25 protein-coding genes, 1 tRNA gene and 2 pseudogenes are annotated in these 22,096 nt (G+C 35.5%); 8 read left to right on the top strand and 20 right to left on the bottom strand.

Going from position 1 to position 22,096, the window contains the following annotated elements:
* The first annotated feature begins 197 nt into the window (after positions 1-197).
* Both AYT27_RS01565 and AYT27_RS01560 read left to right on the top strand, forming a co-directional pair.
* On the top strand, positions 198-929 hold the full coding sequence (locus AYT27_RS01565; protein ID WP_011180243.1) for a phage antirepressor Ant: 732 nt from the start codon (positions 198-200) through the stop codon (positions 927-929).
* Complete coding sequence (locus tag AYT27_RS01560; protein WP_011180242.1) at positions 926-1,204, top strand: hypothetical protein; 279 nt, start codon at positions 926-928, stop codon at positions 1,202-1,204. The genes AYT27_RS01565 and AYT27_RS01560 overlap by 4 nt, the downstream gene beginning before the upstream one ends.
* Positions 1,205-1,247: 43 nt before the next feature.
* Here AYT27_RS01560 and AYT27_RS01555 read toward each other — a convergent pair whose 3' ends face one another.
* Together AYT27_RS01555 and AYT27_RS01550 are read right to left on the bottom strand one after the other, a co-directional pair.
* Entirely contained in the window at positions 1,248-1,568 is a 321-nt protein-coding gene (locus tag AYT27_RS01555) for an addiction module antidote protein (protein ID WP_011180241.1), read from the bottom strand.
* Positions 1,555-1,857 (bottom strand): type II toxin-antitoxin system RelE/ParE family toxin, encoded by a 303-nt coding sequence (locus tag AYT27_RS01550; RefSeq protein ID WP_011180240.1) that lies wholly within the window; start codon positions 1,855-1,857, stop codon positions 1,555-1,557. Before AYT27_RS01550 ends, AYT27_RS01555 begins: the two co-directional genes overlap by 14 nt.
* A gap of 159 nt (positions 1,858-2,016) precedes the next feature.
* On the opposite strand from AYT27_RS01550, the gene AYT27_RS01545 reads away from it, so the two are divergent.
* Genes AYT27_RS01545 through AYT27_RS01530 form a run of 4 tightly spaced genes read left to right on the top strand, consistent with a single transcriptional unit; the run spans position 2,017 to position 3,244 of the window.
* Positions 2,017-2,679: a lysozyme gene (locus AYT27_RS01545; protein WP_011180239.1), complete on the top strand. Its 663-nt coding sequence runs from the start codon at positions 2,017-2,019 to the stop codon at positions 2,677-2,679.
* Positions 2,676-2,903, top strand: coding sequence for a hypothetical protein (locus AYT27_RS01540; RefSeq protein ID WP_011180238.1), 228 nt, complete (start codon positions 2,676-2,678; stop codon positions 2,901-2,903). The genes AYT27_RS01545 and AYT27_RS01540 overlap by 4 nt, the downstream gene beginning before the upstream one ends.
* On the top strand, positions 2,836-3,039 hold the full coding sequence (locus AYT27_RS09115) for a hypothetical protein (RefSeq protein ID WP_034447462.1): 204 nt from the start codon (positions 2,836-2,838) through the stop codon (positions 3,037-3,039). Before AYT27_RS01540 ends, AYT27_RS09115 begins: the two co-directional genes overlap by 68 nt.
* The gene (locus AYT27_RS01530) at positions 3,032-3,244 is read left to right on the top strand and encodes a hypothetical protein (protein WP_034447463.1); all 213 of its coding nucleotides are present in this window, start codon (positions 3,032-3,034) and stop codon (positions 3,242-3,244) included. Before AYT27_RS09115 ends, AYT27_RS01530 begins: the two co-directional genes overlap by 8 nt.
* 122 nt (positions 3,245-3,366) lie before the next feature.
* Here the strand turns inward: AYT27_RS01530 and AYT27_RS01525 are convergent, their stop codons facing one another.
* The 16 genes and pseudogenes from AYT27_RS01525 to AYT27_RS01430 all read right to left on the bottom strand — a co-directional run bounded on the left by AYT27_RS01525 (position 3,367) and on the right by AYT27_RS01430 (position 15,993).
* Positions 3,367-3,657 carry a type II toxin-antitoxin system YafQ family toxin gene (locus AYT27_RS01525; RefSeq protein ID WP_011180236.1) on the bottom strand — a complete coding sequence of 97 codons (291 nt, stop codon included), beginning with the start codon at positions 3,655-3,657 and terminating at the stop codon, positions 3,367-3,369.
* A 12-nt stretch (positions 3,658-3,669) separates the two neighbouring features.
* Complete coding sequence (locus tag AYT27_RS01520; protein ID WP_011180235.1) at positions 3,670-3,945, bottom strand: type II toxin-antitoxin system RelB/DinJ family antitoxin; 276 nt, start codon at positions 3,943-3,945, stop codon at positions 3,670-3,672.
* Positions 3,946-4,064: 119 nt separating this feature from the next.
* Positions 4,065-4,655, bottom strand: a complete 591-nt coding sequence (locus tag AYT27_RS01515; protein WP_011180234.1) for an antA/AntB antirepressor family protein — start codon at positions 4,653-4,655, stop codon at positions 4,065-4,067.
* Between the two features lie 27 nt (positions 4,656-4,682).
* Positions 4,683-4,913, bottom strand: a complete 231-nt coding sequence (locus AYT27_RS01510) for a hypothetical protein (RefSeq protein WP_011180233.1) — start codon at positions 4,911-4,913, stop codon at positions 4,683-4,685.
* A 13-nt stretch (positions 4,914-4,926) separates the two neighbouring features.
* Positions 4,927-6,084 (bottom strand): tyrosine-type recombinase/integrase, encoded by a 1,158-nt coding sequence (locus AYT27_RS01505; RefSeq protein ID WP_011180232.1) that lies wholly within the window; start codon positions 6,082-6,084, stop codon positions 4,927-4,929.
* Positions 6,085-6,390: 306 nt separating this feature from the next.
* Positions 6,391-6,761, bottom strand: a pseudogene (locus tag AYT27_RS01500) (XRE family transcriptional regulator).
* A 133-nt stretch (positions 6,762-6,894) separates the two neighbouring features.
* Positions 6,895-7,113 (bottom strand): hypothetical protein, encoded by a 219-nt coding sequence (locus AYT27_RS01495; RefSeq protein WP_034447468.1) that lies wholly within the window; start codon positions 7,111-7,113, stop codon positions 6,895-6,897.
* Positions 7,094-7,312, bottom strand: a complete 219-nt coding sequence (locus AYT27_RS09665; protein ID WP_034447470.1) for a hypothetical protein — start codon at positions 7,310-7,312, stop codon at positions 7,094-7,096. The genes AYT27_RS01495 and AYT27_RS09665 overlap by 20 nt, the downstream gene beginning before the upstream one ends.
* Entirely contained in the window at positions 7,245-7,472 is a 228-nt protein-coding gene (locus AYT27_RS01485; protein ID WP_034447472.1) for a hypothetical protein, read from the bottom strand. The genes AYT27_RS09665 and AYT27_RS01485 overlap by 68 nt, the downstream gene beginning before the upstream one ends.
* A pseudogene (locus AYT27_RS01480) lies at positions 7,469-8,133 on the bottom strand (lysozyme). Before AYT27_RS01480 ends, AYT27_RS01485 begins: the two are co-directional and overlap by 4 nt.
* Before the next feature lie 28 nt (positions 8,134-8,161).
* A complete protein-coding gene (locus tag AYT27_RS01470; RefSeq protein WP_038525120.1) occupies positions 8,162-8,605 on the bottom strand; it encodes a hypothetical protein in 444 nt (147 codons plus the stop codon).
* Between the two features lie 3,223 nt (positions 8,606-11,828).
* A complete protein-coding gene (locus tag AYT27_RS01450) occupies positions 11,829-12,071 on the bottom strand; it encodes a hypothetical protein (RefSeq protein ID WP_049784541.1) in 243 nt (80 codons plus the stop codon).
* A 569-nt stretch (positions 12,072-12,640) separates the two neighbouring features.
* Positions 12,641-13,195 (bottom strand): biotin transporter BioY, encoded by a 555-nt coding sequence (locus tag AYT27_RS01445; protein ID WP_011180227.1) that lies wholly within the window; start codon positions 13,193-13,195, stop codon positions 12,641-12,643.
* Positions 13,196-13,208: 13 nt separating this feature from the next.
* Positions 13,209-13,847, bottom strand: coding sequence for an energy-coupling factor transporter transmembrane component T family protein (locus tag AYT27_RS01440; protein WP_011180226.1), 639 nt, complete (start codon positions 13,845-13,847; stop codon positions 13,209-13,211).
* Positions 13,844-14,524: an energy-coupling factor ABC transporter ATP-binding protein gene (locus AYT27_RS01435; RefSeq protein ID WP_011180225.1), complete on the bottom strand. Its 681-nt coding sequence runs from the start codon at positions 14,522-14,524 to the stop codon at positions 13,844-13,846. Before AYT27_RS01435 ends, AYT27_RS01440 begins: the two co-directional genes overlap by 4 nt.
* Before the next feature lie 41 nt (positions 14,525-14,565).
* Complete coding sequence (locus AYT27_RS01430) at positions 14,566-15,993, bottom strand: amino acid permease (RefSeq protein ID WP_011180224.1); 1,428 nt, start codon at positions 15,991-15,993, stop codon at positions 14,566-14,568.
* Positions 15,994-16,173: 180 nt separating this feature from the next.
* Here AYT27_RS01430 and AYT27_RS01425 point away from each other — a divergent pair, with 180 nt between their 5' ends.
* Both AYT27_RS01425 and AYT27_RS01420 read left to right on the top strand, forming a co-directional pair.
* The gene (locus AYT27_RS01425) at positions 16,174-16,494 is read left to right on the top strand and encodes a hypothetical protein (protein ID WP_011180223.1); all 321 of its coding nucleotides are present in this window, start codon (positions 16,174-16,176) and stop codon (positions 16,492-16,494) included.
* 1,269 nt (positions 16,495-17,763) lie between these two features.
* Positions 17,764-17,839, top strand: a tRNA-Thr gene (locus tag AYT27_RS01420).
* Positions 17,840-18,981: 1,142 nt separating this feature from the next.
* On the opposite strand, the gene lldD is transcribed toward AYT27_RS01420, so the two are convergent.
* Together lldD and AYT27_RS01405 are read right to left on the bottom strand one after the other, a co-directional pair.
* Complete coding sequence (lldD, locus tag AYT27_RS01410) at positions 18,982-20,133, bottom strand: FMN-dependent L-lactate dehydrogenase LldD (protein WP_011180221.1); 1,152 nt, start codon at positions 20,131-20,133, stop codon at positions 18,982-18,984.
* Between the two features lie 835 nt (positions 20,134-20,968).
* A complete protein-coding gene (locus AYT27_RS01405; protein ID WP_011180220.1) occupies positions 20,969-22,057 on the bottom strand; it encodes a 2'-deoxycytidine 5'-triphosphate deaminase in 1,089 nt (362 codons plus the stop codon).
* Positions 22,058-22,096: the final 39 nt, after the last annotated feature.

Here is a 22,096-nt window from a genome sequence, read left to right as displayed (position 1 = left end):
GATACAATCTTTTCTCCGCACATTAAAGACTTTGACTCATTGTATGCTACGTGCATATAATAATGTTGTCGGGTGTGGTTACACTATACAATACCCTAACGGGGAAAGTGTGACGACGGACTATTGGCCGTGTTTGTTAGCACCCGGCACTCTATTTAGAGCGTCATTAACAAACATCTAACCAATAGGAGTTCATGATGAACACTCTTATAGAAATATCAGAACAAGTCATTGATCAAGAGACTGTTCAAACGGTCAATGCGCGTGATTTGCATGCATTTTTAGAGATAAAAGCCCGCTTTAATGACTGGATTAAAAATCGCATTAAAGAATGTAAGTTTCAGGAAAATATAAACTTTATAACGCTTACTAAAAATTTAGTAAACGGTGGAAAGGTAAAAGAATACCACATTACATTAGACATGGCTAAACACCTTTCTATGATAGAGAGGAATGATAAAGGACATGAAGCTCGTCAATATTTTATCAAATGTGAACGGCTTTTGAAACAAGTAGCAACACCACAAGTTGACTACTCCAAACCTGAAGCATTACTTGGTGTCTTGAATCATTTGCAAAGTCAAATCGAGCAGAAAGATCATGTTATTGCTGAATTAGCGCCAAAAGCAGAAGCTTTGGAAGGCTTAAAACGTTCGGATGGGCTGTTCGGTCTTATCGAAGCAGCGAAGATGCTTGAAGTACGTCCAAAAGATTTAACCGATTACTTACGTAAACACGATTGGGTCTATCGACGTGCTCCGAGTGGCCCACTGTTACCTTATCAAGATAAGATAAAGAAAGGTTTTATGGACTGTCCTGCTATCACCATTCAAAGACCGGATGGTACAGAAAAGGTGCTCCCTTCAACAAAAATTACACCAAAAGGATTAGCTTGTTTGAGAGAACAAATCCATGGAGGTGTGCAATGAAGATAGACACCAACTTCTTATGCGATTTGTGGATGGCATTGTTTCAGTTTTCTAATGATGAAAATATCAACGAAAAAGAGTGTACAGCTCTGGTTGACATCATGAGTCTGGTAGAAAAGGTTTTAGTTTTAAAACTCCAAGATGATGTACCGAATATTGTTAAGATTTTAGCAGTTCTAACAGATTTTGGCGATTCAGAGTTACCACATAGCATGGATTCTTTGTTGCGCGCTTATGAACCAGATTTGGATAACCCTATTAAAAAGGTTGCTTAAGTAAATATATACTCCCTCCTCGTTCTCAAAAATGGGGAGGGGATTAAGAGGCTTCTTCTAAAGCTTTTTGCTCCTTACAATTCTTTTGAATAGGTGTTAAACTCATTTGTAAATCTAATGCACTTAACACACTAAGAAAAGTAGAAAGCCGTGGATCACCTTTATCGCTTAAAGAACGATAAAGAGACTCTCTTGATAGTCCAGTATTTTGAGCGATTTTACTCATTCCTTGGTTTTTTGCTATTATACCAAGAGCATGAGCAAGATACTTACTATCTTTGCTTTCAAGAGCATCTTCTAAAAGAATCCTTTGTGTCTCAGGTGTCTTGAAATATTCACTTGTGTCAAATTTAGTAATTTCCATGTTTCATTTCCTTTACTAATTGAAGAGCTTTTTCGATATCCTTTTGTTGTGTAGATTTATCACCAGCATTTAATAACAAAATGATTTGTTTACCTTGTTTTACAAAATAGATTCTATAGCCAGGACCATGATGTATTTTTAATTCTCCAATTCCACGGAAAAATTTTACATTTCCAAGAAATCCCGTTTCTATTCTTGCTATGCGTTTAACAATATGTGCTTGCGCAATCTCATCTTTTAAAGAATCTAACCATTTTATAAAATGCTCTGTTTTGTATATTGTAAACATCTGTAACTTATAAGATACAATTTCTATAATGTCAAATACATTCTTTTGTTCCAATGAAAAAGCTACATAGGTTTTAACAAGCCAACCTTCCGAATGGGAAAGAGGTCAATTTTTAAATCCAGCTCTGCTTTTTGCAGGGCTTTTTTTATGGAGAAGCATATGAGAACAATATCACAAGAAGGACTAGCACTGATTAAACAATGGGAAGGTTTGCGTTTGAATGCCTATAAAGATGCCATTGGGGTATGGACAATCGGTTATGGACATACAAACAATGCCGGAAAACCTTTTGTTTACAAAGGCATGGCAATCACTGAAAAACAAGCTGAAGAACTTCTTTGCCAAGATTTAAGACAATTTGAAAATACCGTTGAACAAGCGGTTCAAGTTTCCTTAACGGATGAACAATTCGCGGCATTGGTCTCCTTTTGCTATAATGTAGGAACAACAGCTTTTTGCAATTCGACCTTGTTAAGGAAACTCAATAGTGGCGATTATGAAGCGATCCCAACCGAATTACAGAAATGGACCAAAGCCGGTGGTAAGCGCTTACAAGGTCTTGTACACCGGCGTGCAGCTGAAGCAGGATTATGGGCGAAAGGTGCTTTTGTTTCCTCGAATTACCAAACCGTAGAAACGCAAGCACCAACAGGGCTTTTCAAAGCCGAAGCCCTTGCACCAGTCATTGGTTCTTTTTCTGGGCTTGGTGGCTTATTAGCCGGCAATGGTCCAGTGCAATGGGCGCTCGCCACTATCATGGTTTTAGCCGCCTGTGCTGGCATTTTCTTTGTTGCTAAACGTTTTCAGGAACACCGTTTATGATCTTATGGATGAAAAGAAATCTACTATTAACAGGCGCGGCTCTAGCCGCTTTTTTTATGGCTTTGGCAAAAGCTTTTACCCTTGGAAAAAAAGCAGAACAGCAAAAGCAAAAAGAAAAAACCCTAAAGGCAGCAACAACACGGCTGGAGGTGGAAAATGAAGTTAATCAGAAAAGTGATACTGATGTGCGTGCTGCTCTCTCTCGTTGGTTGCGGAACAAATAAGTATGTCTCTTGTGTTGGTTGGTTACCAATTTATTTAGAGAGGCAAGATGTTGACGTCATCAGTTCCAATTTAGCAAGAGAGATCTTAAAGCATAACAAGCAGGGCGAACGTGTGTGTGGGTGGAAACATGGCTAGGAAAAAAACACAAGACGATATAGAGCTTACAGAAGGAGAAAAAGAAATCCTTCAAGAAATTATCATGACCTACAAAAGTATAAAAGTGATGTCACGTTATACAAAATGGATTGTACTCATTATACTCTTATTAGCGCTTGATTTTTCACGTCTTATAGATGCTGTAGGAAATATTTTTACACAAAAACCAAATATCCGACTCTAAATACATTCTCAGATGTGCGAAACTGTTTAGCAAATGAATTATCAATTTCGCACGTCTCACAGATACGAGAGATAATGTCGTTGCACATATGAAACAGTGGTTTTCAAAAAATTGAAAAATTATCATAAACGCAGTTCAGAATGTGAACCAAGCCGCAAAAGTTCTAAAGTCTCATCATCAGGCTTTCGATAGATCAAAACTAAATCTGGTTTAATATGGCAATCACGACAGTTTCGCCATTGCCCTGTTAGTGCGTGATCTCTCCACTGCACTTTTAGGAGCTCGTTTTCCGCTAATGCTTTGATCACAAGTAGCAAATCTGTCTCTTCTGTCTCTAATGTATCAGCATATCGCCCTTTACTTTCACGTTTCAGATCACACCGAAAAGATTTAGTATAAACAATTTCCCGCATAGCTAACCAAAGTCACTTTGCAGACTTACATACTTCGGCTTTATCATCACGAATCATGGCTCGCAAACCATCTAATGACGTACGTTCGACACGTCCCATTTCAGCATCCTCGATAGCCTGTAATGTTTCCAGATTGGGTTGAAATAGATCAAGCGGTAATGCTCTATCTCTAGCAATGCGGGTCATAAACATACGTACCGCATCTGATACAGTTAAGCCCGTGGATTTGATTACTGCGCTTGCAACTTCCTGAACTTCATCAGGTATGCGTGCTTGAATTTTACCCATTCGCTTAAACCTCCTATCTGTTTGTACTACAATGTACTACATCTAAAGATTATGTCAAGCGATTTATCCAATAATCCCCTCCCCGCTTTTGAAACGGGGAGATGAAATCGCTTTTAAAACTAAGCAGCTTTCGTAACAGATGTTGCTAAAACCTGCTTAGCTTCTTTAATAAGAGCTTTATATTTTCTATTCTCTTCATCCACTCTAAAAGCATCAATAAGACGAACATGGATAGGACCTAAAAGATATAAAGCTTTTTCACCAGCATTCATACCCTCCCAATGGCTTGGCAAATCAAAGCGTCTATCAACATCATACTCAACAGATTGACTTTTTAACTTTTTCTCACACTCAATAAAGTAACGACGAGCTTGCCTGCCTTTCTCATTGCGTTCAACCATTGAAAGCTCTTTTGCCATGTCTAGAGTAAGATGATATTCGATACTTGGACGACCGCTTTTAGGTTTTACTCTTTTTTGAGTAAAACTCATAAAGTCTTGATTTTCTTGAGGGGCATTAGGTTTCGCTAAAATTTTAGCGAAACTTATAAAGTCCTTATTTTCTAAGAATCCGTAGTCCTCAATGCGATTTTTTATCCAATCTCTAAAATTAGATTTAACTTCCAAAAATGTATGCAACTCACGTGCATTTACTGTCTGAACAGCTTCCTGATCAATTGTTTGTTCCGTAATTTTTATAAGAGTGTTCATAACGAACTCCTATCGATTAGAGGTTTCTTATTGACATTCCAGAGGAATGCCGGGCGCTAAGAAACACGGTCGATAGTCCGTCGCTATGCTTTCCCCATAAGGGTATTGTATGGCATAGCTACACCCGACAAAACCTTTATATGCTACACGCATACAACGAGTCAAAGTCTTTAAGGCGCGGAGAAAAGATTGTTTCGGTAATCTATCCGCTATCGATTCAAGATGTTTCTTAGGCACCTGATTCGACAATAGACACATTGTTATAAGCCTGTCAAGTCGCTCCTGTTATAAATGCAGCCCACTGTTCCATAAGGGTATGTCGTTGTTCTAAAAAATCTGTCCGCATATAAGCTTTTGTCACTGAACTCCCAACTGAATGCGCAAGAACAGTTTCAGCAATCTCAAAGGGTGTTGACGTTGTTTCTGCTATCCAGTCACGAAGACTAGATCTGAAACCATGGGGTCTATAATCAAAACCTTTGTCTTTCATGAATTTAGAAAGTGTTACATCAGATATAGGCTTTCCAGAACTCCCAGCAAATAAAAAACCATTCTTTTCAAAGGGGAGGGATTTCTCAATCATTTTCAAAGCTTCATGACTTAATGGCACGCGAAAATCTGAAACTTTCCCTACAATACCCTTCATATTTTCTTTGGGTATCGTCCATATATCTTTATCAATTTGTTCGAGGCGCAAATAGCGCAATGGATACGACCGTACTCCAGTCAAAATCAAGAGCTTCAGTGCTAAATTTGAAAGAATCTTATCATCCAAGCTTTGATAAAATGCCGGAACCTCTTGCCATGGCATAGCAGGAATATTTGTTGATGTAGCACGGGGTTTTCCTAAAAGGGCGCGTGCTTTCATACAAGCTTGTAAATCAACGTCCAAACCAAGAGCCGCAGCATATTTCAAACAAATGTTAATACGGTTTAACGCTTTTCGTGCTGTGTCTGCTTTTTCATGCCAAAGAGGAGCAAGAACATTGCGAATGATATTGGCTGTTAATTTTTCTATAGAGAGGCTGCCTATGTGTGGAATAACATGCAATTCCAGCGGAGAAAACCAACGCCCATTTTTGCCTTCATTTTTTAATTCGGCTTTTTTACTTTCAAAAGCCGCTGTTGCAATCTCACTGAATATGTTGCTTTGCTGTTTTAAGACGGTTTGTTCTCGAAAGACAATAGGGTCATTGCCTTCTCTGAGAATAGCACTATAATGCTTGGCAAGTTCGCGCGCTTCTTTTAGAGAAAGTTGTGCGACTGGACCGAGCCCCATTTCACGGCGTTTGTTATGGTATGTATAACGAAAGAACCAAGAGCGCGTATTGTCTTTTCGAACATTCAACCACAGCCCTGCCCCATCACAATATTTACCCTGAGAAGCAGACTTGACAAGTAATGCTGATAATCGATGAATCCCCCTCACTTAATTTCCCTTCTCGTCCACCTTTTCACACATTGCTCGTCCACCTTTTTGGGTCCACCTTTTGGACCACCTTAATTTTTTGATTTGAGATTTTTTCTTTAATTCTTAATTTTTTTATTGGAACATAAAAAATTATAGACATCAATATGCTCTTGCACACTTGATACAACTTGATTCTTGTTGCTAAAGCCCTGTCTGCCGCGTCTGGGCACCACTTCTTTTATTGAGCATTTGTTTTTATATATCTTTTTAAAACATGCGGAATGCATAAATAAAAGTGATGGAATAGGATTTTCGAATACAGCTCTATAGAGTACCTTCTTTTTTGCCAACTTTTTCTAATAATTTTTTGAATGCTGCTAAATCCTGTTGTGACAAACATTTCAAATTTCTAAAAAACATGCCAACAATTTCACGACTAAATGAATCAGAAGATTTGATTGTGAAGTTCTTTCGACACAGGCATCAGCTTCTTTTTTTAAGAGAGAGGCCATAGCTTTATCTAAGCTATAAAACTCTATGATCTTTTCTTCCATTCCTACTGGAACGGATTTCTTGCCAATTTCTACAGAAGATAAAAAGGCTACAGATACGCCTGGTTTATCAGCCATATCTAAGAGGCGTTCTGAGTGATCAATGCGAAGCTTGCGTAAAGTTTTGCCAAATGATGTAAGCATCTAGAAAGTCCTGTTAAAAGAAGAAATATCTCTTGTGATTCTAGCAAATATTTTTGAGATTTTCTCAATTATTACGAATCAGAACTTCTTTTGAGGTGTTTTTTTGAGAGCTTTTGTAAAAGATTTTGGGGAGCTAATTTTTTGAAAACAACTGCTTTAAATGTGCAATGACATCATCTATCGCATCTATGAGGCGGGCAAAATCGAGGATAAGCAAAAAAAGAAAAAATGCACTCCACTTCATAAAGCTAGACATTACTTTCACACTTTGGTAGGTAATGATCATTTCTTGAAGCATTACTTTTTCTGCTTCTGTGAGCTCTGTGTGTTTTTCAGCTTTTTTTCTTACCATGTTTCCACCCACACAAGCGTTCTCCCTGCTTATTATGTTTTAAGATCTCTCTTGCTAAGTTTGAACTGATCACGTTCAGATCTTGCTGATTTAAATAAATGGGCAACCAACCAACACAAGAAGAAGCATATTTATGGATCCCGCAACCAGTCAGAGAGAGCAACACGCACATCAACATCAGTTTTTTTGTTAACTTCATTTTCCACCTCAAACCGTGCTGTTATTGTCTTTAAAATATTTTCTGTTTGCTTTTGCTGTTCAGCCTTTTTTCCAAGAGTGAAAGCTTTGGCTAAAACTATAAAAAAAGCGGCTAAAACCGCACCTGTTAGCATCAGATTTTTTTTCATCCATAAGATCATAAACAGTACTCCTGAAAGCGCTTAGCAACAAAGAAAATACCAGCACCCGCTGCTAAAACCATAATAGCAGCGAAAGCGCATTGGATGGGACCATTGCCAGCTAAAAAACCACTAAAACCTGAGAAAGATCCAATGACTGGTGCAAGGGCTTATGCTTTGAAAAGCCCTGTTGCATGCTTTTTTTCTACCGTTTGATAGTTGGAGGAAACAAACGCGCCTTTCGCCCACAACCATGCCTCTACTGCACGACGGTGTACGAGATCTTGTAAACGTTTTCCACCTACTTTGGTCCATTTTTGTAATTCGGCAGGTACCGCTTTATAATCGCCTTGGTTGAGTTTTTTAAGTAATGTAGAATTTTGAAAAGCTAAGATCCCTATATTATAATAAAAGGAAACAAGAGCACCAAATTGCTCATCACTTAAGTCAATATAAACCGTTTTTTCTACAGCTTGTTCATATTGCCGCAAATCTGCTACAAGCATGGTTTCAGCTTTTTTTCTGTAATCATCATGCTTTCAATAACTGTTGGTTTACCAGCTTTCCCCGTATGTCCATAGCCAATAGTCCAAACTCCAGAGACATCTTGATAAGCCTGTAATCGTAAACCTTCCCACTTTTTTAAACAGTATAAACAGTCTTCACTTATTTTCCGTGCCATTGCTTTATTCCATCCTATAAATATACCTTTATAAGTACTGCTCCGTCACCGCCATCGCCGCTTGATGAGGCTGTTGCATCTTTACCAGGGAAATATCTACCGCCACCGCCGTGACCACCATAACTACCTTTGCCAACCCACATACTATTTCCCCCCTCGCCTTCACCCACTCCACTATCGTGGCCACCTCTTCCACCGCCACCGCCAAAATACTGTTTCCACCGCGTCCACCAGTGCCATTAACTGCTCTGCCATTCTTACCATCATTACCGCTTCCGCCAAAACCGCCGCCACCGCCGCCTCCATAAACACTGGTACCACCAATAACCACCACTGCCCCCCAGCTGCCACGACTACTCCAGTTACCAGAGGCATCATGTCCTCCTCTACCTCCATTTCTAATCAAGGCTAACGACGGTATAAACTCTATACGCGTTTTGCCATCACCATTCTTATGGGCTTCTTTATTCATGTAAACTTTGTTGTCATAGCGAAATTATTTATAGGTAAGCGCAACAGCATTGCCATAAATTTTAGCGATACTTCGCATCTTGACATGCCCGTAAACTACAAGCATTGCCAAAAATCTGCGCGTTGTTATATGGTGGCATATTTAAAGACTTGGCATTTCCAGAAACCGTAGCAAAGCTATTACCCCCAAAATCATCTTTATGATTTAAGTTGTCTTATTTTTCTATAAAGCCGCCTAAATCATCGGCCATAATATCATCAAAGTTTTCTAGTGTACTGATACGATACAGCCTGCGCCTATTAAATAGACATTCACCATCGCTGACGAATTCATATTTTTTCTACAGCCAAGATCATATCCTTAAGGAGATAAAGTTTCATACGCGCTACCAATACTAGAATTTTTACAAATTTCGACATTCCGGGTTTGTCCCTCTTGCATTAACAACTGCAAACATTTAGGAGGATAAAAGAAATCGCAAGAGCACAAATCTATCCCATTTGCACGTGCATAGTTTAATAATTGTGTTTGATAAGTCGACGGGGATAATCCGTTAGAGTTATCTTTTTCTTTAGAATACGTGACGCGATAAACAGTACCTTTATATTTCTATAAAATACCTGAAAAATTAACAAAACCACCTAAATATTTTTATTATACGCAGGTTTTTTTCTTATAATGAGGAAATTTCATATTTTTGATTGATTTTTCATTTAAAAGGCATGGCTTAATGAGCAATTAACTAAAAATGGGCATGATAGTAAGAAAATGCTCCCCAACCATTTAGGAGTGTTGCTATATACTTTAACTAGTATGTTAAATGCTTCATATACAAAAAGATCAATAAGAGCAGGTGAATTAATAGAGATTATTTAATTTTTTGGTGAAATCCCCCCCTTTTTTAATGAAAGAATCTGAACAGTTTATTCGACCTCTATTATAAAGCAAAGCCTAAAATTCAGAAAGCTGTTTTAATGATTCTTGAGAATTCCTATTCTTCAGACAAAAAATAATAGGTGCCCTCACTTTTTTATCTCCATAATTGTAAAATTCTTCTAACATTGCTTTATCCATAATTAACCTCCACTTTCATAAAATTTCATATCCTAAGAATTAACTGGTACCAATAGAAAGGACAATTTTGGGCAAACCAATTTCTATAAACTCTTATGCAATTTTCTTAGTAATGTACCGTGAGGAAACTAAAAATATCACATACTACAGCACATCATATACAAAAAGTAGCACAGCATTTATTTTTTTAGATGATATAGAATAAAAAACAGTATGATGATAAAATTTGTGGCACTTAAAAAGAGCAAAACCGTCTGTGCTTTTATGATGTCATTCCAAACTATTCAAGTTTATTCAAAGCGTTTTTAAAAGCCTCCCTTCTCCCATTATAATCGATAAGACTAAACCTATGAACAGTAATAAAGGGAATGAAGTGAAAGGCAAAACGGGTTACGTTCAAATGGTCAATGCCCATGCACTGCATAATAGGTGGTTATAAACATCACAAGATTTTTCCACTTGATTTCAATGATTATATTGCAAAACATAACCTGAGAGAGAATGTGCATCTCATTTTTACAAAACAAGAAGGTGACAAAAAAAGGGTTTACAAAATCAGAAATATAAACAGATCAAACTTGATAATCATCACTTTAAAATTTACGCACGTCCTAAAAGAGGCGATGGTATTATCTCTGTGATTTCTATCAACGGCTGGATCATTAAATCAAACCCTAAATTTGATGATGTAGACTTTCAAGATCAACTCGATAATAATGGTAATCTCATTGCTATCAAATGTGCTATATATCTGTCTGAAAAATATTAAAGACCCTATAGAGATCACTGAATATTTAAACAAATACTACCCACAAAAAAGACACTTGGCAAAAATATCCAGCGCACATATTGTGTCATAAAACAACTATAATGTGCACTCTCTATGCTTTCAGGCTTTCAGACATTTATAAAGAAGGTCAAACTACACAGATCAATGAAGAAAACTGCTACACACAAGATAAAATAGTTTCTTATGACATTCTTGAACAAATCAAAAAATTAATGGACAAAACATAAACAGCAGAAGAAAAGATATTTTCTTTTGTAAAAGTAAAAGGTCTAACAGAAATATCTCATAAACAAATATAAATGGTTTTAGAAGATTTGGAAAAAAGAAAAATATGCAAAGAGAATGAGCACAACTCTCTTTTACCACAGCAAGAATAAATAGAAGTTCCTATACAAAATGCCGAATATATTCATATTCAAAATATCCCATATGCGTAAAACAACAAGAATGAAAAATGGTAGCGTGAGATGGAACAAATAACAGCAGAGTAGTTTCAAACTCACTTAGGAAAAGTTATCGCATCAAATATTTACAACGTACTCAGTAAAACAGCAAAAGGATTTCCTACAAACAAATTATGAAGACTACAAAATAAGCTTATTACAGAGCAAACAGGAAAAATAAATTCTTACTATGAAACCAGAGTTATGTGATGAGGAATTGAGAATGAAAATAATGCCTTGCAAAAGTATAGCTTCATTCATGACGTCAATGTAATAAAGGCCGAATCCACTCAACACCCCACAATACAAATAGCCGCAGTAAACCCTGATGGACCTATTGATAAATACATGTTAATTGAAGTTCAATGCCCAAGATCAGAAATCTACATGGGGATTTTTTTTGAGATCTATAATCAATATAACCTCAGAAAGTAACTTCAATTCTCGGAAATTTTTGTTAATCAGCAAATTTAAATCATCATCACAATTGAAAAAAATGCTCTTTAAAGTTTATTCTACGAGAGATATATTTGAACAGTTTGAAAATTCGCTAGTGAAGCAAATAAACATTAACGATAAGGCAAAGTGTTTGCACCCCTATTCTCTAATGTTAAGTACATGCAATAAAATATGTCTATGATTGGTTAAAAAAAACAATTCTATCACCTTGGAAAAAAGACACTAGATATTTACATTGTAAACACCCTTGATTTCTTTACTTATACGTTTGCAATCTCTAATCTCTTGCCTGATAATGTTGTTCTTCCAACAAAACTTGAACTCACTCAAGCATATTTATTGCTTTTGCTGTAAAAACCAAGCTAAAGAACATTCTATAATCTATTTCCTTCTACCGAAATATGAAAAATAGAGAAGAGTGAGTATAAATATAGCCCTAAATTAGGGTACACGCATCTTACTTTCTGAAAAAAAATGCTACATTTTTCCAAAATACAGTATGATTACCCGGATGAGTAGGTAGGATAAATTTATTTAATAAAGGATTAACCTGTTCACCAAAAAACAAGTCTTTCTTAGAAAAATTATAAGTAATAATAACAGGTATTTCTTCTTGAAGAACTATACGATCAGTTTCTTTTACAAAAGAGGAAAGACATGAAAAAATAGTGCATACCACAAAGAAAAACTTTATATTCATAGCTTTCCTTTACATAAATAATCTTCTTTAATAATCTATGATGAGTTTAATATTAACAACATTTTTTTAATATACACTGGAAATGATATAATTGCAAAAATAATAGAATTCTATATTTAAACACTATTAAATTCTATGAAATTATAGATTAAATTACTCACTCCTATTTTTGAAACAAAAATACGACCAGAGTACTAATTTTTACTTTCTAATTTTAACAAAAAGCTTGTAAAATTTTCTCACAAAAGAATAACATTCTTCATGTTGTATCTTTAAAATGTCACCTGAATTTTTAATAATACTATTATTCCTAATTCAGCTAAAAATAAACTAAACTGCTTATCAATTGCCATTTTTATGCTTTTCATATCTCTGAATTAATAATAGATATGAATTGTACAACACTTCTTTTTGAGGTAATCACTTCAATAAAATACAATAAGCTTCTTTTATCCTTCATATCTTCTCTCCACCACAGCACAAAGAAACAGGATAAAGAACTTTATCCTGTTATCTTTTTTTATCTTCACATGTTACCGCAATACAAAATTTCATTCAAAGTAAAAGAATTATTCTTCCTTTGATGAAATAAGAGGAACAGATTTTTTAACGGTAAGTGCAACAAAGGAGGCAATGAGCACTTTTAAACAACCACCGATCAGAAAACCTGAAGAAGCCACTAAAACCTTCAATAAAGAGATTTTAGTTATATATGCCGTCCATGGTATTCCAAAAGCATAGACCACCCCTATACCACCTAGAGCATTTATCACAATTAATGTTATAAAATTTAACCGCTGCCAAAATAATTCAACCATAAAGCCAATAAAAAATGCAGCAAATGGAAAACCTATTAGATAACCACCAGAAGCTCCTGAAAAGACTCCGATCCCACCACGACCACCAGGCAATAAAGGAAGTCCAATAGCAACAAGAACAAGGAAAAGCAGCGATGCTAAGGCTCCTCTTTTTGCACCAAGTATAGATCCTGCTAACATCGGCCCCATAGATTGCGCTGTAATAGGAACCCCAAGAAGAAAAGGGAGGGAAATAGGAGGAAAAAAACTCAAAACGGCGTAAATAGCGGCAAATAAAGCAATATAGGTTAAATCTTTTGTATTCATTTGATAATCCTTTTTATGAGAGATTTATGTTATCGCTAGCTATTGTATCAACAGTATCAGCATTATAAGAACGTGCCTCCAATGCCTCAGCAACTTCTGAAGCCATTCTTATAGTTCGTATAATTAAAGGTATTGCAAGAGTTGCAATATTTGTATTAAATCCGCGTGCTCGTTGTGCTTCACGTACTTCATTGAACTTTTCACTCAAAAGAGGAATAAATCTGATAGACATAGAGATAACCATACTCAATTGTGATGGATTTATACCAAAGCGACGAAAGGGCTGAAGCCCTACTTCAATCGAAGCTACCATGTCTGAAACTCTTGTTGTGAATGAAACAAGTGATGATAAAGAAAAAAGAATAATAAGGTGTAATATAACCTCAATACCTATAAGCCAATTAACAAAAATAGCTTGAAATACAAATATAAGGGCTAAAAACAACCCCATCGATTTAAACTGCTTTATAACAGTGCCAAAAGGAATCTTGGCAATTTTGTAGAATAAGATTACGAACAATAAAAGTAGTACCAAAATAGGTATAGATGAAACCATTAATATAGTAGTTCCACACACCGTAAGAAATAATAACTTAATACCTGGTTTTAAGTTATGGATAAAGGTATCTCGCGGAATATATAAACCGATCATGACATTCTTCTTATATATTCCTTGATAGCAACCAAAGGTATATCATCAACAACTATCTCCCCCTTATCAAAAACTAATACTCTATCAAAGTTTCTGATAAACTCCAAATCATGTGATACAACAATTGCCGTTTGTGATAATTCTTCTATAACTTGCGTAATGAGACGCTTGTTTCGCAAATCAAGTAATGTTGTTGGCTCATCAAAAATAATATAGTCTGGTTTCATTGCGACTACACCGGAAATCGCAACGAGTTGTTTTTGTCCACCACTTAATAAATGCACTGCGTGATTTCTAAAATTTTGAAGATCATAGCGCTGTAAAATTTCATCTACACGCTCCTTAACTTCCTCTTTACTCAGTTTTAGATTTTTGAGACCAAAAGATAAATCCTCTTCCACTAATGGTAAAACAATTTGATTATCAGGATTTTGGAAAACAAATCCTACTTTATGCTTTATTGCCTTTGCATCGTTCTTGGTATCAAGCCCATCAACACTCACAAAACCATGAGAGGGTAATTGTAGCCCATTGATGAGACGAACAAATGTACTTTTTCCAGAACCATTCGCACCAATAACAGCGATTCGTCTTTCGGTAAGCTGTACGGTAATATTCCTCAACACATACAAATCACCAAAGACTTGTGTCACCTTATCAAACTTTATAATCCCCAAGATTTATTCCAATCAATCCCTTTATATCACCTTTTCTACCGCTATCGCTTAAGTTTATAGCCTAAAAATAAAAACAAACACCATAGAGGAATAATAACAACGGCCAAACTCATATCAGGCATCTGCATAGGTATATATGTTTCAAGAAAAGACATCTTTATTCCTATCATATCAAAAAGCCTAGTCATTAATCCATTTTTTCCAAAGCCACTTACAAACATAATGCAAAATAATAAAGCAAGAAAGCAGAGGCAAAGATAGTTAGCGTAAGGATATAAACCAAATGCATACATAAAGTCTTCTTTTTTGTTCTTATGTGCCTTTCGAAATTTCAAATGAACAATAATAATGATAGCCCAAGTAATAACCGCTGCTGCAGTTGCAAGAGCCATGATCCGCATAAAACTATTATCAGGAACAAGAGCATTAATGACAACGATTATCGCTGTACAGAATGATGAAAAAAGAATAGCAATATAAGGAACACGAGCAGTACTCAGTTTACTGAAAATATATGGTGCATTTTTTTGTATAGCTAAACTATAAAGCATACGACCATTAGAATAAATGCCACTATTGTAAACAGAAATAGCAGCCATAATGACCACAAAATTCAAAATATGACCAGCCGCAGGGATTCCTAAAGTTTCAAAAATTGTAACAAAAGGACTACTGTTTTTTTCAATCATATTCCATGGACTAATTATCATAATAACGCTGATAGAACCAATATAAAAAATTATAATCCTCCACATAACTTGACGAATAGCTACTGGGATTGTTTTTTGTGGATTAGATGTCTCTCCAGCAGCAATACCAATAAGCTCTGTTCCTCCAAAAGAAAACATTACTACAGAAGTCGCCAAAACAACCCCTATTGCTCCATAAGAGAAAAAACCGCCATGACACCAGAGATAATGAATACTCGCTTGATTTCCTCCTACTCCAGTGACAATGAGAAAAATCCCAAAAATAATCATACTAATAACAGCAGCAACTTTGATTAAAGCGCAAGCAAATTCAAATTCTCCATAAAAACGAACATTAAATAAGTTCACTAATGTAATCAACAAAAGAACAATGAAGGATGACTTCCAATGATCAATCAAAATCCAATGATCAAGGTAAAACCCTATCACTGTAAGTTCAGTCATGCTCACAAGAATATAAAGAAACCAATAATTCCAACCTGTTATAAAACCAGCCAATCTCCCCCAATATTTATAGGCAAAGAAACTAAAAGCTCCTGAAGACGGTTCTTCTACTGACATTTCTCCAAGCATTCGCATAATGAAATATATAATAAGTCCCCCGATAAGATAAGCTAAAATGGCTGAAGGACCAGCTAATTGAATTGCTTCTTTTGATCCATAAAAAAGTCCTGTCCCAATAACGCCACCCAAAGCAATCATTTGAATATGGCGATTTTGAAGGTTACGCTTCAATTCATTATTCGCATCATTAAGCACTCTTCTTCACCCCTCCTTGATATTGATTTTAATCTTTATAGGAAAAGCTAATGATAGTTTTAAAATATTTCTTTTAAAAGAAATTATAAAAGAGAATATAAATTTATTTTTCTTATCACAATGCAACTCCTTGTCTTTCTGTGCATTATGGGATTATTCTGTTAAAATTATAGGAGAAATATGCTTCGCCCTTTACTTAAACTAATGGCTTTCATTTTCATTGCACTAACAATCATAGTATTGGCTATTGATAGCGCCCACTCTGTAAGTACATCCCATTGGACAACAACACCTCTCAATACAATGCTTGTGAACTTCCTGCAAACAGATATCTATGGACTTAACCAATCTATACGTAATATCATGCCACCTTTTTTGTCCTCAATTTGTATTACTCTCATTTGTTTACCAGGATGGTCTATTTTAGGAGCTGTATCAATAGGATTTTGCCTCTTGAATTACAAAAAACCAAAGCCTTTTCACAAAATCTCGTACACATAAAGAGAAATATATTTGATATTAAAGACGTTCCTCTAAAATCCATTTTTGCTATACATAACTGACACATCTTAGAGAACTTCACCTCATCGAGATAGCTAAAAAGCCACTTCATTAATGAGTATAAATGAAAAAAATCTATTATTAACACCTTACTGATTACTATAAGCTATTACGACAACAATGCGCTTATTTTTGTTAATGAAGATACTTAACAACTCAAACTTTACCTGCAAGTCCATCTGTATGAAAATCCGTATGGAAAAACCAAGTCTTTTTAAAGGCTACAATTGTCTATAATTTCTGGTTTATCTGCTAAAAACTTCCCTCTGTTTTTCAGTACTGCGCTTTTATAGAAAAAATGCACTAAAAATAACAGCATACTTTTTATGGAAATGATAATAATATGGCGCTTGCAAAAACCATTCCTTACACGGCTGCCAAAATACATTAAACGAAAAAATCTGAACAGTAGACAATCGTAATATTGATAAAAGAACTTTCACACAATTGGAGCTTTTTTATGCATCATATCCTGAAAAACAGCAAGCTTTACTGGAAAAACTTGAAAGTTTCAGGTATCCCTATTCATGAAAAGATGATACAATAAAATTTTTAGAAAAACTTTGTTTTTCTAAATCTGAAAGTCACCTTATTAAAATATTATTTTTTAGATATTTCATCTAAACTTTTCCATTGCTCAATTATTACGCAAAATATTTCGTCAAGAATTTTTTCTTGATCCATCAACTTTATTTCTAGTTCTGTCCGCCGATTTTCATCTGACATAGTTTCTGTTATTCCATCTTAAATAAAAAAATATTTAATTGTATCAAATTATTCATTTTACCCTTATTCTTATAAGAATAGCTTTTCTATAAAACTATATACAGAGCTTATTGTCATATTATAAAAACTGATAGCAGTTTCTTATTCACCAAATAGCGTCTCGAAAAAATTTTCCTTTTTCCAATAAAAAGGCAAATGTCTTTATCTGTACAAGGATATCTTAACACCACTTCTTTCTTAAATGGGCTTTTATAATACCTCTAACATTGAACGCAACCTAAAATGAGGAAGCATATTATCGACAATTTTATAACATTAAGATCAAAAAATATCGCTTTGTAACTAACGTTCAGCAAATCACTCTTTCTACCTTAATAACGGCAGAATCTTATAAATTATCAAACAAAATGCATACTTGCTTTTATAAATTCTTTTGGCTATTACCATCAAAATGACTTTTGTCTGCTTAATCTATAAGCTTATGCCGCATTAGCTCAGTTGGTAGAGCACATCATTCGTAATGATGGGGTCGCTGGTTCGAATCCGGCATGCGGCACCATTTTTTGTTTTTAGTGCATTGAAATATATAGATTTTCTCTTTAATTCTCTGTTTTAAGACTTCCTTTTACTCTACTGTAGTTTGTCAGTGGATTTTGTATATTTTGACACTAGATTTTCTACCAATTCATTTTTTTCAACGGGCCCTTAAAGAGTTTTCAAATGTCCTTTAATAAGTTTTTTCCTTCTTCTAAAGATCGCAATTGATGATAATCAATTCCTTAGAAGAAAACGCATTATTTGAAGGGCAACATGTATAAGATATGGTAAACTTTGTATAGTAACTTGACTGAAGGTTTTTTTGGATCTCTAGCGCATCATTTAAAGACAGCAGAAATTTTCCGTTTCTTTGAGCAATAGGATAAACAATACCCAATTGCTGTGTTACCAAACCAAGGTGTAAAGTTTGTACTTTGATCTCATTTAGAATTTAATATTTTACCTCCAATGTATACATTTACGTAAATTGATTACTTTAGAGTACGATCCAAAATACAATCACCAGAATTTAATTACTCGATGGAAATGAAATAATCTCTAAATTACTTTAAGCTCTAACCTTTAGCTAAAAAACTCACATATTTTCTTCTACGAGATAAAAGAGAAATTCTTGCGTAAAATCGTATTCCATCAAAGACAATATCATCTCCATACAAGCTATTACTCCATAAAATTAACCTAAATATTATAGGAATTATAGAATATGATCCGTTTTTATTATAACTATAGATTGCAATAATATATAATTTATTTTTTTACGCTAATATGGAAAAATAATTAATGTATTATATTTTAGATTTTTTTATAAATAAGAGGAAAAAATATTTACGACATTATTGATAGCTATTTTTTCTATATCAACAGTTGTGGTCTCTTTAATGGCAGCGCTTGTTCCTTTTATACTTAGAATGAGCTTTATCAACAAAGTGAATAAAATATGTACGCAGTGTTGTTTATATTTTTTCTGTGTTCATTATTATTAGACCTTTCCTCTCTACTATTATCGTCGTTATTAGGTGCTTTCTATCATTTTATAGGGGGACTTTTGAGCTTTAATATCAGCTGTCAACATGTCTGTAAAACATAAAAAATATGCCTCTCTATAAGAAAGATTTTCTTTAAACGCAGTTGAGAGTATTTTTTTCATTGCTCAAAAACATCTGGACTTGCTAAACTTTCCCGTGTGATCTCTTTAATCGCGCGTACACCTGTCAATGTCATCGCCACGCGCATTTCATTCGCAAAAAGATCAATGAGGTGCGCAACACCTTTCTCACCTGCTGCTGCAAGCGCATAAACAAAAGCACGACCAATCATAACAGCATCCGCACCTTGTGCTATCATACGTACAACATCAAGGCCAGAACGAACACCAGAATCCACTAAAATAGTCAAATCACTCTTTACAGCCTCTGCAATTGCTGGCAATGCACGTACTGTTGATAAGACACCATCAAGTTGGCGTCCACCATGATTAGAAACAACAATACCATCAGCACCAAATTGTATCGCTTCTCGTGCATCCTCTGGATCAAGGATACCTTTCAGAATCATTTTCCCCTTCCAAAAATCTCGAATCCATTGTAAATCATGCCAACCGATTGATGGATCAAAATTTGCTCCAAGCCAACCAATATAATCGTCCAATGCAATTTTCTTTTGCAAATAGGTAGAAACATTTCCAAGATCATGTGGACGCCCCATAATACCAACATTCCAAGCCCAATGTGGATGAATAAAAGCCTGCAAAATACGGCGCAACCCAGCATAAGATCCAGACATTCCTGAATGCGCATCACGATAACGTGCACCAGGAACCGGCATATCAACTGTAAAAACCAAGGTGCGCACCCCAGATGCCCAAGACCGCTCTAATACATCACGCATGAACCCTCGATCTTTAAGAACATAAAGTTGAAACCAAAATGCACTTCCAACTGCTTTCTGCACTTCTGCAATGGGGCAAACTGAAACAGAGGATAGGGTAAAAGGAATCCCTTTTGCAACAGCTGCACGCGCGGCTTGTACCTCACCGCGACGCGCATACATACCTGTTAAGCCAACCGGTGCAAGTATAATGGGCAAATCAAGCGTTTGATCAAAAAGCTTGGTTGAAAGATCAACTTCACCAACCCCTCTCAAAATCCTTTGACGCAGTGCAAGTGCTTGAAGATCTGCATAATTGCGTCGCATTGTTTCCTCAGCATAAGCTCCGCCATCAATATAGTGAAACAGAAAAGGAGGAAGCCGACGTTTGGCTGCTTTACGGTAATCTAATGTTGAGGAAATAATCATGAATAGCACCATTGTTCTTGAATAAGAAGCAAAACACCCTGAAATTAATAAGAATTAGCCTGTGCGCTTTCCCCTCCTTTTAGACGTCATCCCAAGACACTCCATGTAGTAGATGGAGGGAACTAAGATTGCAATCAAAAAAAACAAATTGATATAAACAACATCTTTATTGCTTTTTTCCAAATTAAGAATCTCATGGTAATAAGCTTTAACTCCTAACCTATAACGCACAACTTATTAATATGTATCCAAGTAATTAATGTGATAGCCTTTTTATAATCAATGCTCTACGAAAAAGATGAATAAGACGTTCATAGAACAAAATCGACTTGCCACAGGCATCAGTTTTTTCCATCAGTACCTAAAAAATATTGTATTTTTTGCTTATGGAAACTTATCAGAATAAGCATTTTTAAATTTACGTAGGCATTTCAAATATGAATACGTATAAACAAAAAAATTTTATCTTTGGTCGAGTGGTGTTCTGGTCATATTATAAATTTGTTATATTACAGAAGGCTTAATTTGTATAAAATTATCAAACTAACCTTTGAATCAAAAATGAGATACAATGAGATGTATAATACTGCAGTCAAAAATTTTTTATTGCAGTGTGACTGACAACTTATATTTTTTCTCTTTAATAACATTTTATACGAAACAAAATATATGATATCTTCATTTAAATTTCAAAATGGAATAAGTGGTGGCAACCGATTTTGCATATCCGTTTGAGAAACAAATAAACTAAGCATTTATTATTTCTGTAAAAATAAGGCTTTTCCTTCAATGAATACTCTTTCTGAACATATTTTATCAAAGTTCGCTTTCAAACTCATCTAAAATGCTTGGATAACTTTAATCCTTGTGCTTGATAATGTGATCCAGAATCTTCTCCATACAGTGCCAACGGCCTCTTGAGCATTTGTTCATACACTAAACGACCAATAATTTGACCATGCTCTAAGATAAACGGAACTTCATGGCTACGCACTTCCAAGACTGCTCTTGCCCCTTTTCCACCTGCTTCCATATGCCCAAATCCTGGGTCAAAAAAACCTGCATAATGCACCCTAAATTCACCAACTAAGGGATCAAAGGGGGTCATTTCGGCTGCATAAAGCGGAGGAACATGCACAGATTCTCGTGAAACTAAAATATAAAACTCGTCAGGATCAAGAATTAATTCCCTTTGACCACGATCAAAGAGAGGTTCCCAAAAATCTAGAATGTTTGCAACGGCATGTTTATCGATATCAATAACACTTGTATGGCGTTTACCACGATAGCCCACAAGCCCATTTTCATCGCCTTTTAAATTAATGGAAAGCCCGATACCGCCTGCACTAATGTTAGGTAAATCATCTGATATCAACGTTTCATCCCTATGCAAAGCATGCAGTTCAATTTCATTTAAATAACTATGTCCCTTGCGAAATCGAAGCTGAAATAAACGCGAACCGGTACGCACCAAAATGGGAAATGTCCGTGGACTAATTTCAAGATAAAGTGGACCATGATAACCAACACAAATTTTATCAAACTCTTGAGCATTATCGGTAATTACACGTGTAAAAATATCTAATCGTCCGGTAGAGCTTTTAGGATTAGCGATTGCTGATAAAATTTCCGGTAAAGCCAAATTTTCTAAAAGAGGAACAATATAAACACAACCTGTTTCCAAAACTGCTCCGTCTCGCAAATCAAATTCGTGCAACTTTAACCGTTCGAGTTTATCTAAAACTCTTACATCAGCCCCCGGCATAAAGGAAGCACGTATACGATAGGCTTTTTCCCCTAAACGAAGATCAAGACTTGCGGGTTGTATTTGGGCTGCATCAAATGGCCAAAGAGCCTTGAGAAAGTTATTATCAATCAAAGCTTGTATATCACTATCTGCCAAAATACCGCTTAAACGCGCCATATGCTTTGCCTTCCATTTTTACTTCATTTCTTTTTTTGT

It is taken from the genome of Bartonella henselae str. Houston-1 (assembly GCF_000046705.1).
Lineage (GTDB): Bacteria > Pseudomonadota > Alphaproteobacteria > Rhizobiales > Rhizobiaceae > Bartonella > Bartonella henselae.
Note: the sequence above shows the minus strand (reverse complement) of the source record. Positions and strands in the feature narration are given on the sequence as shown.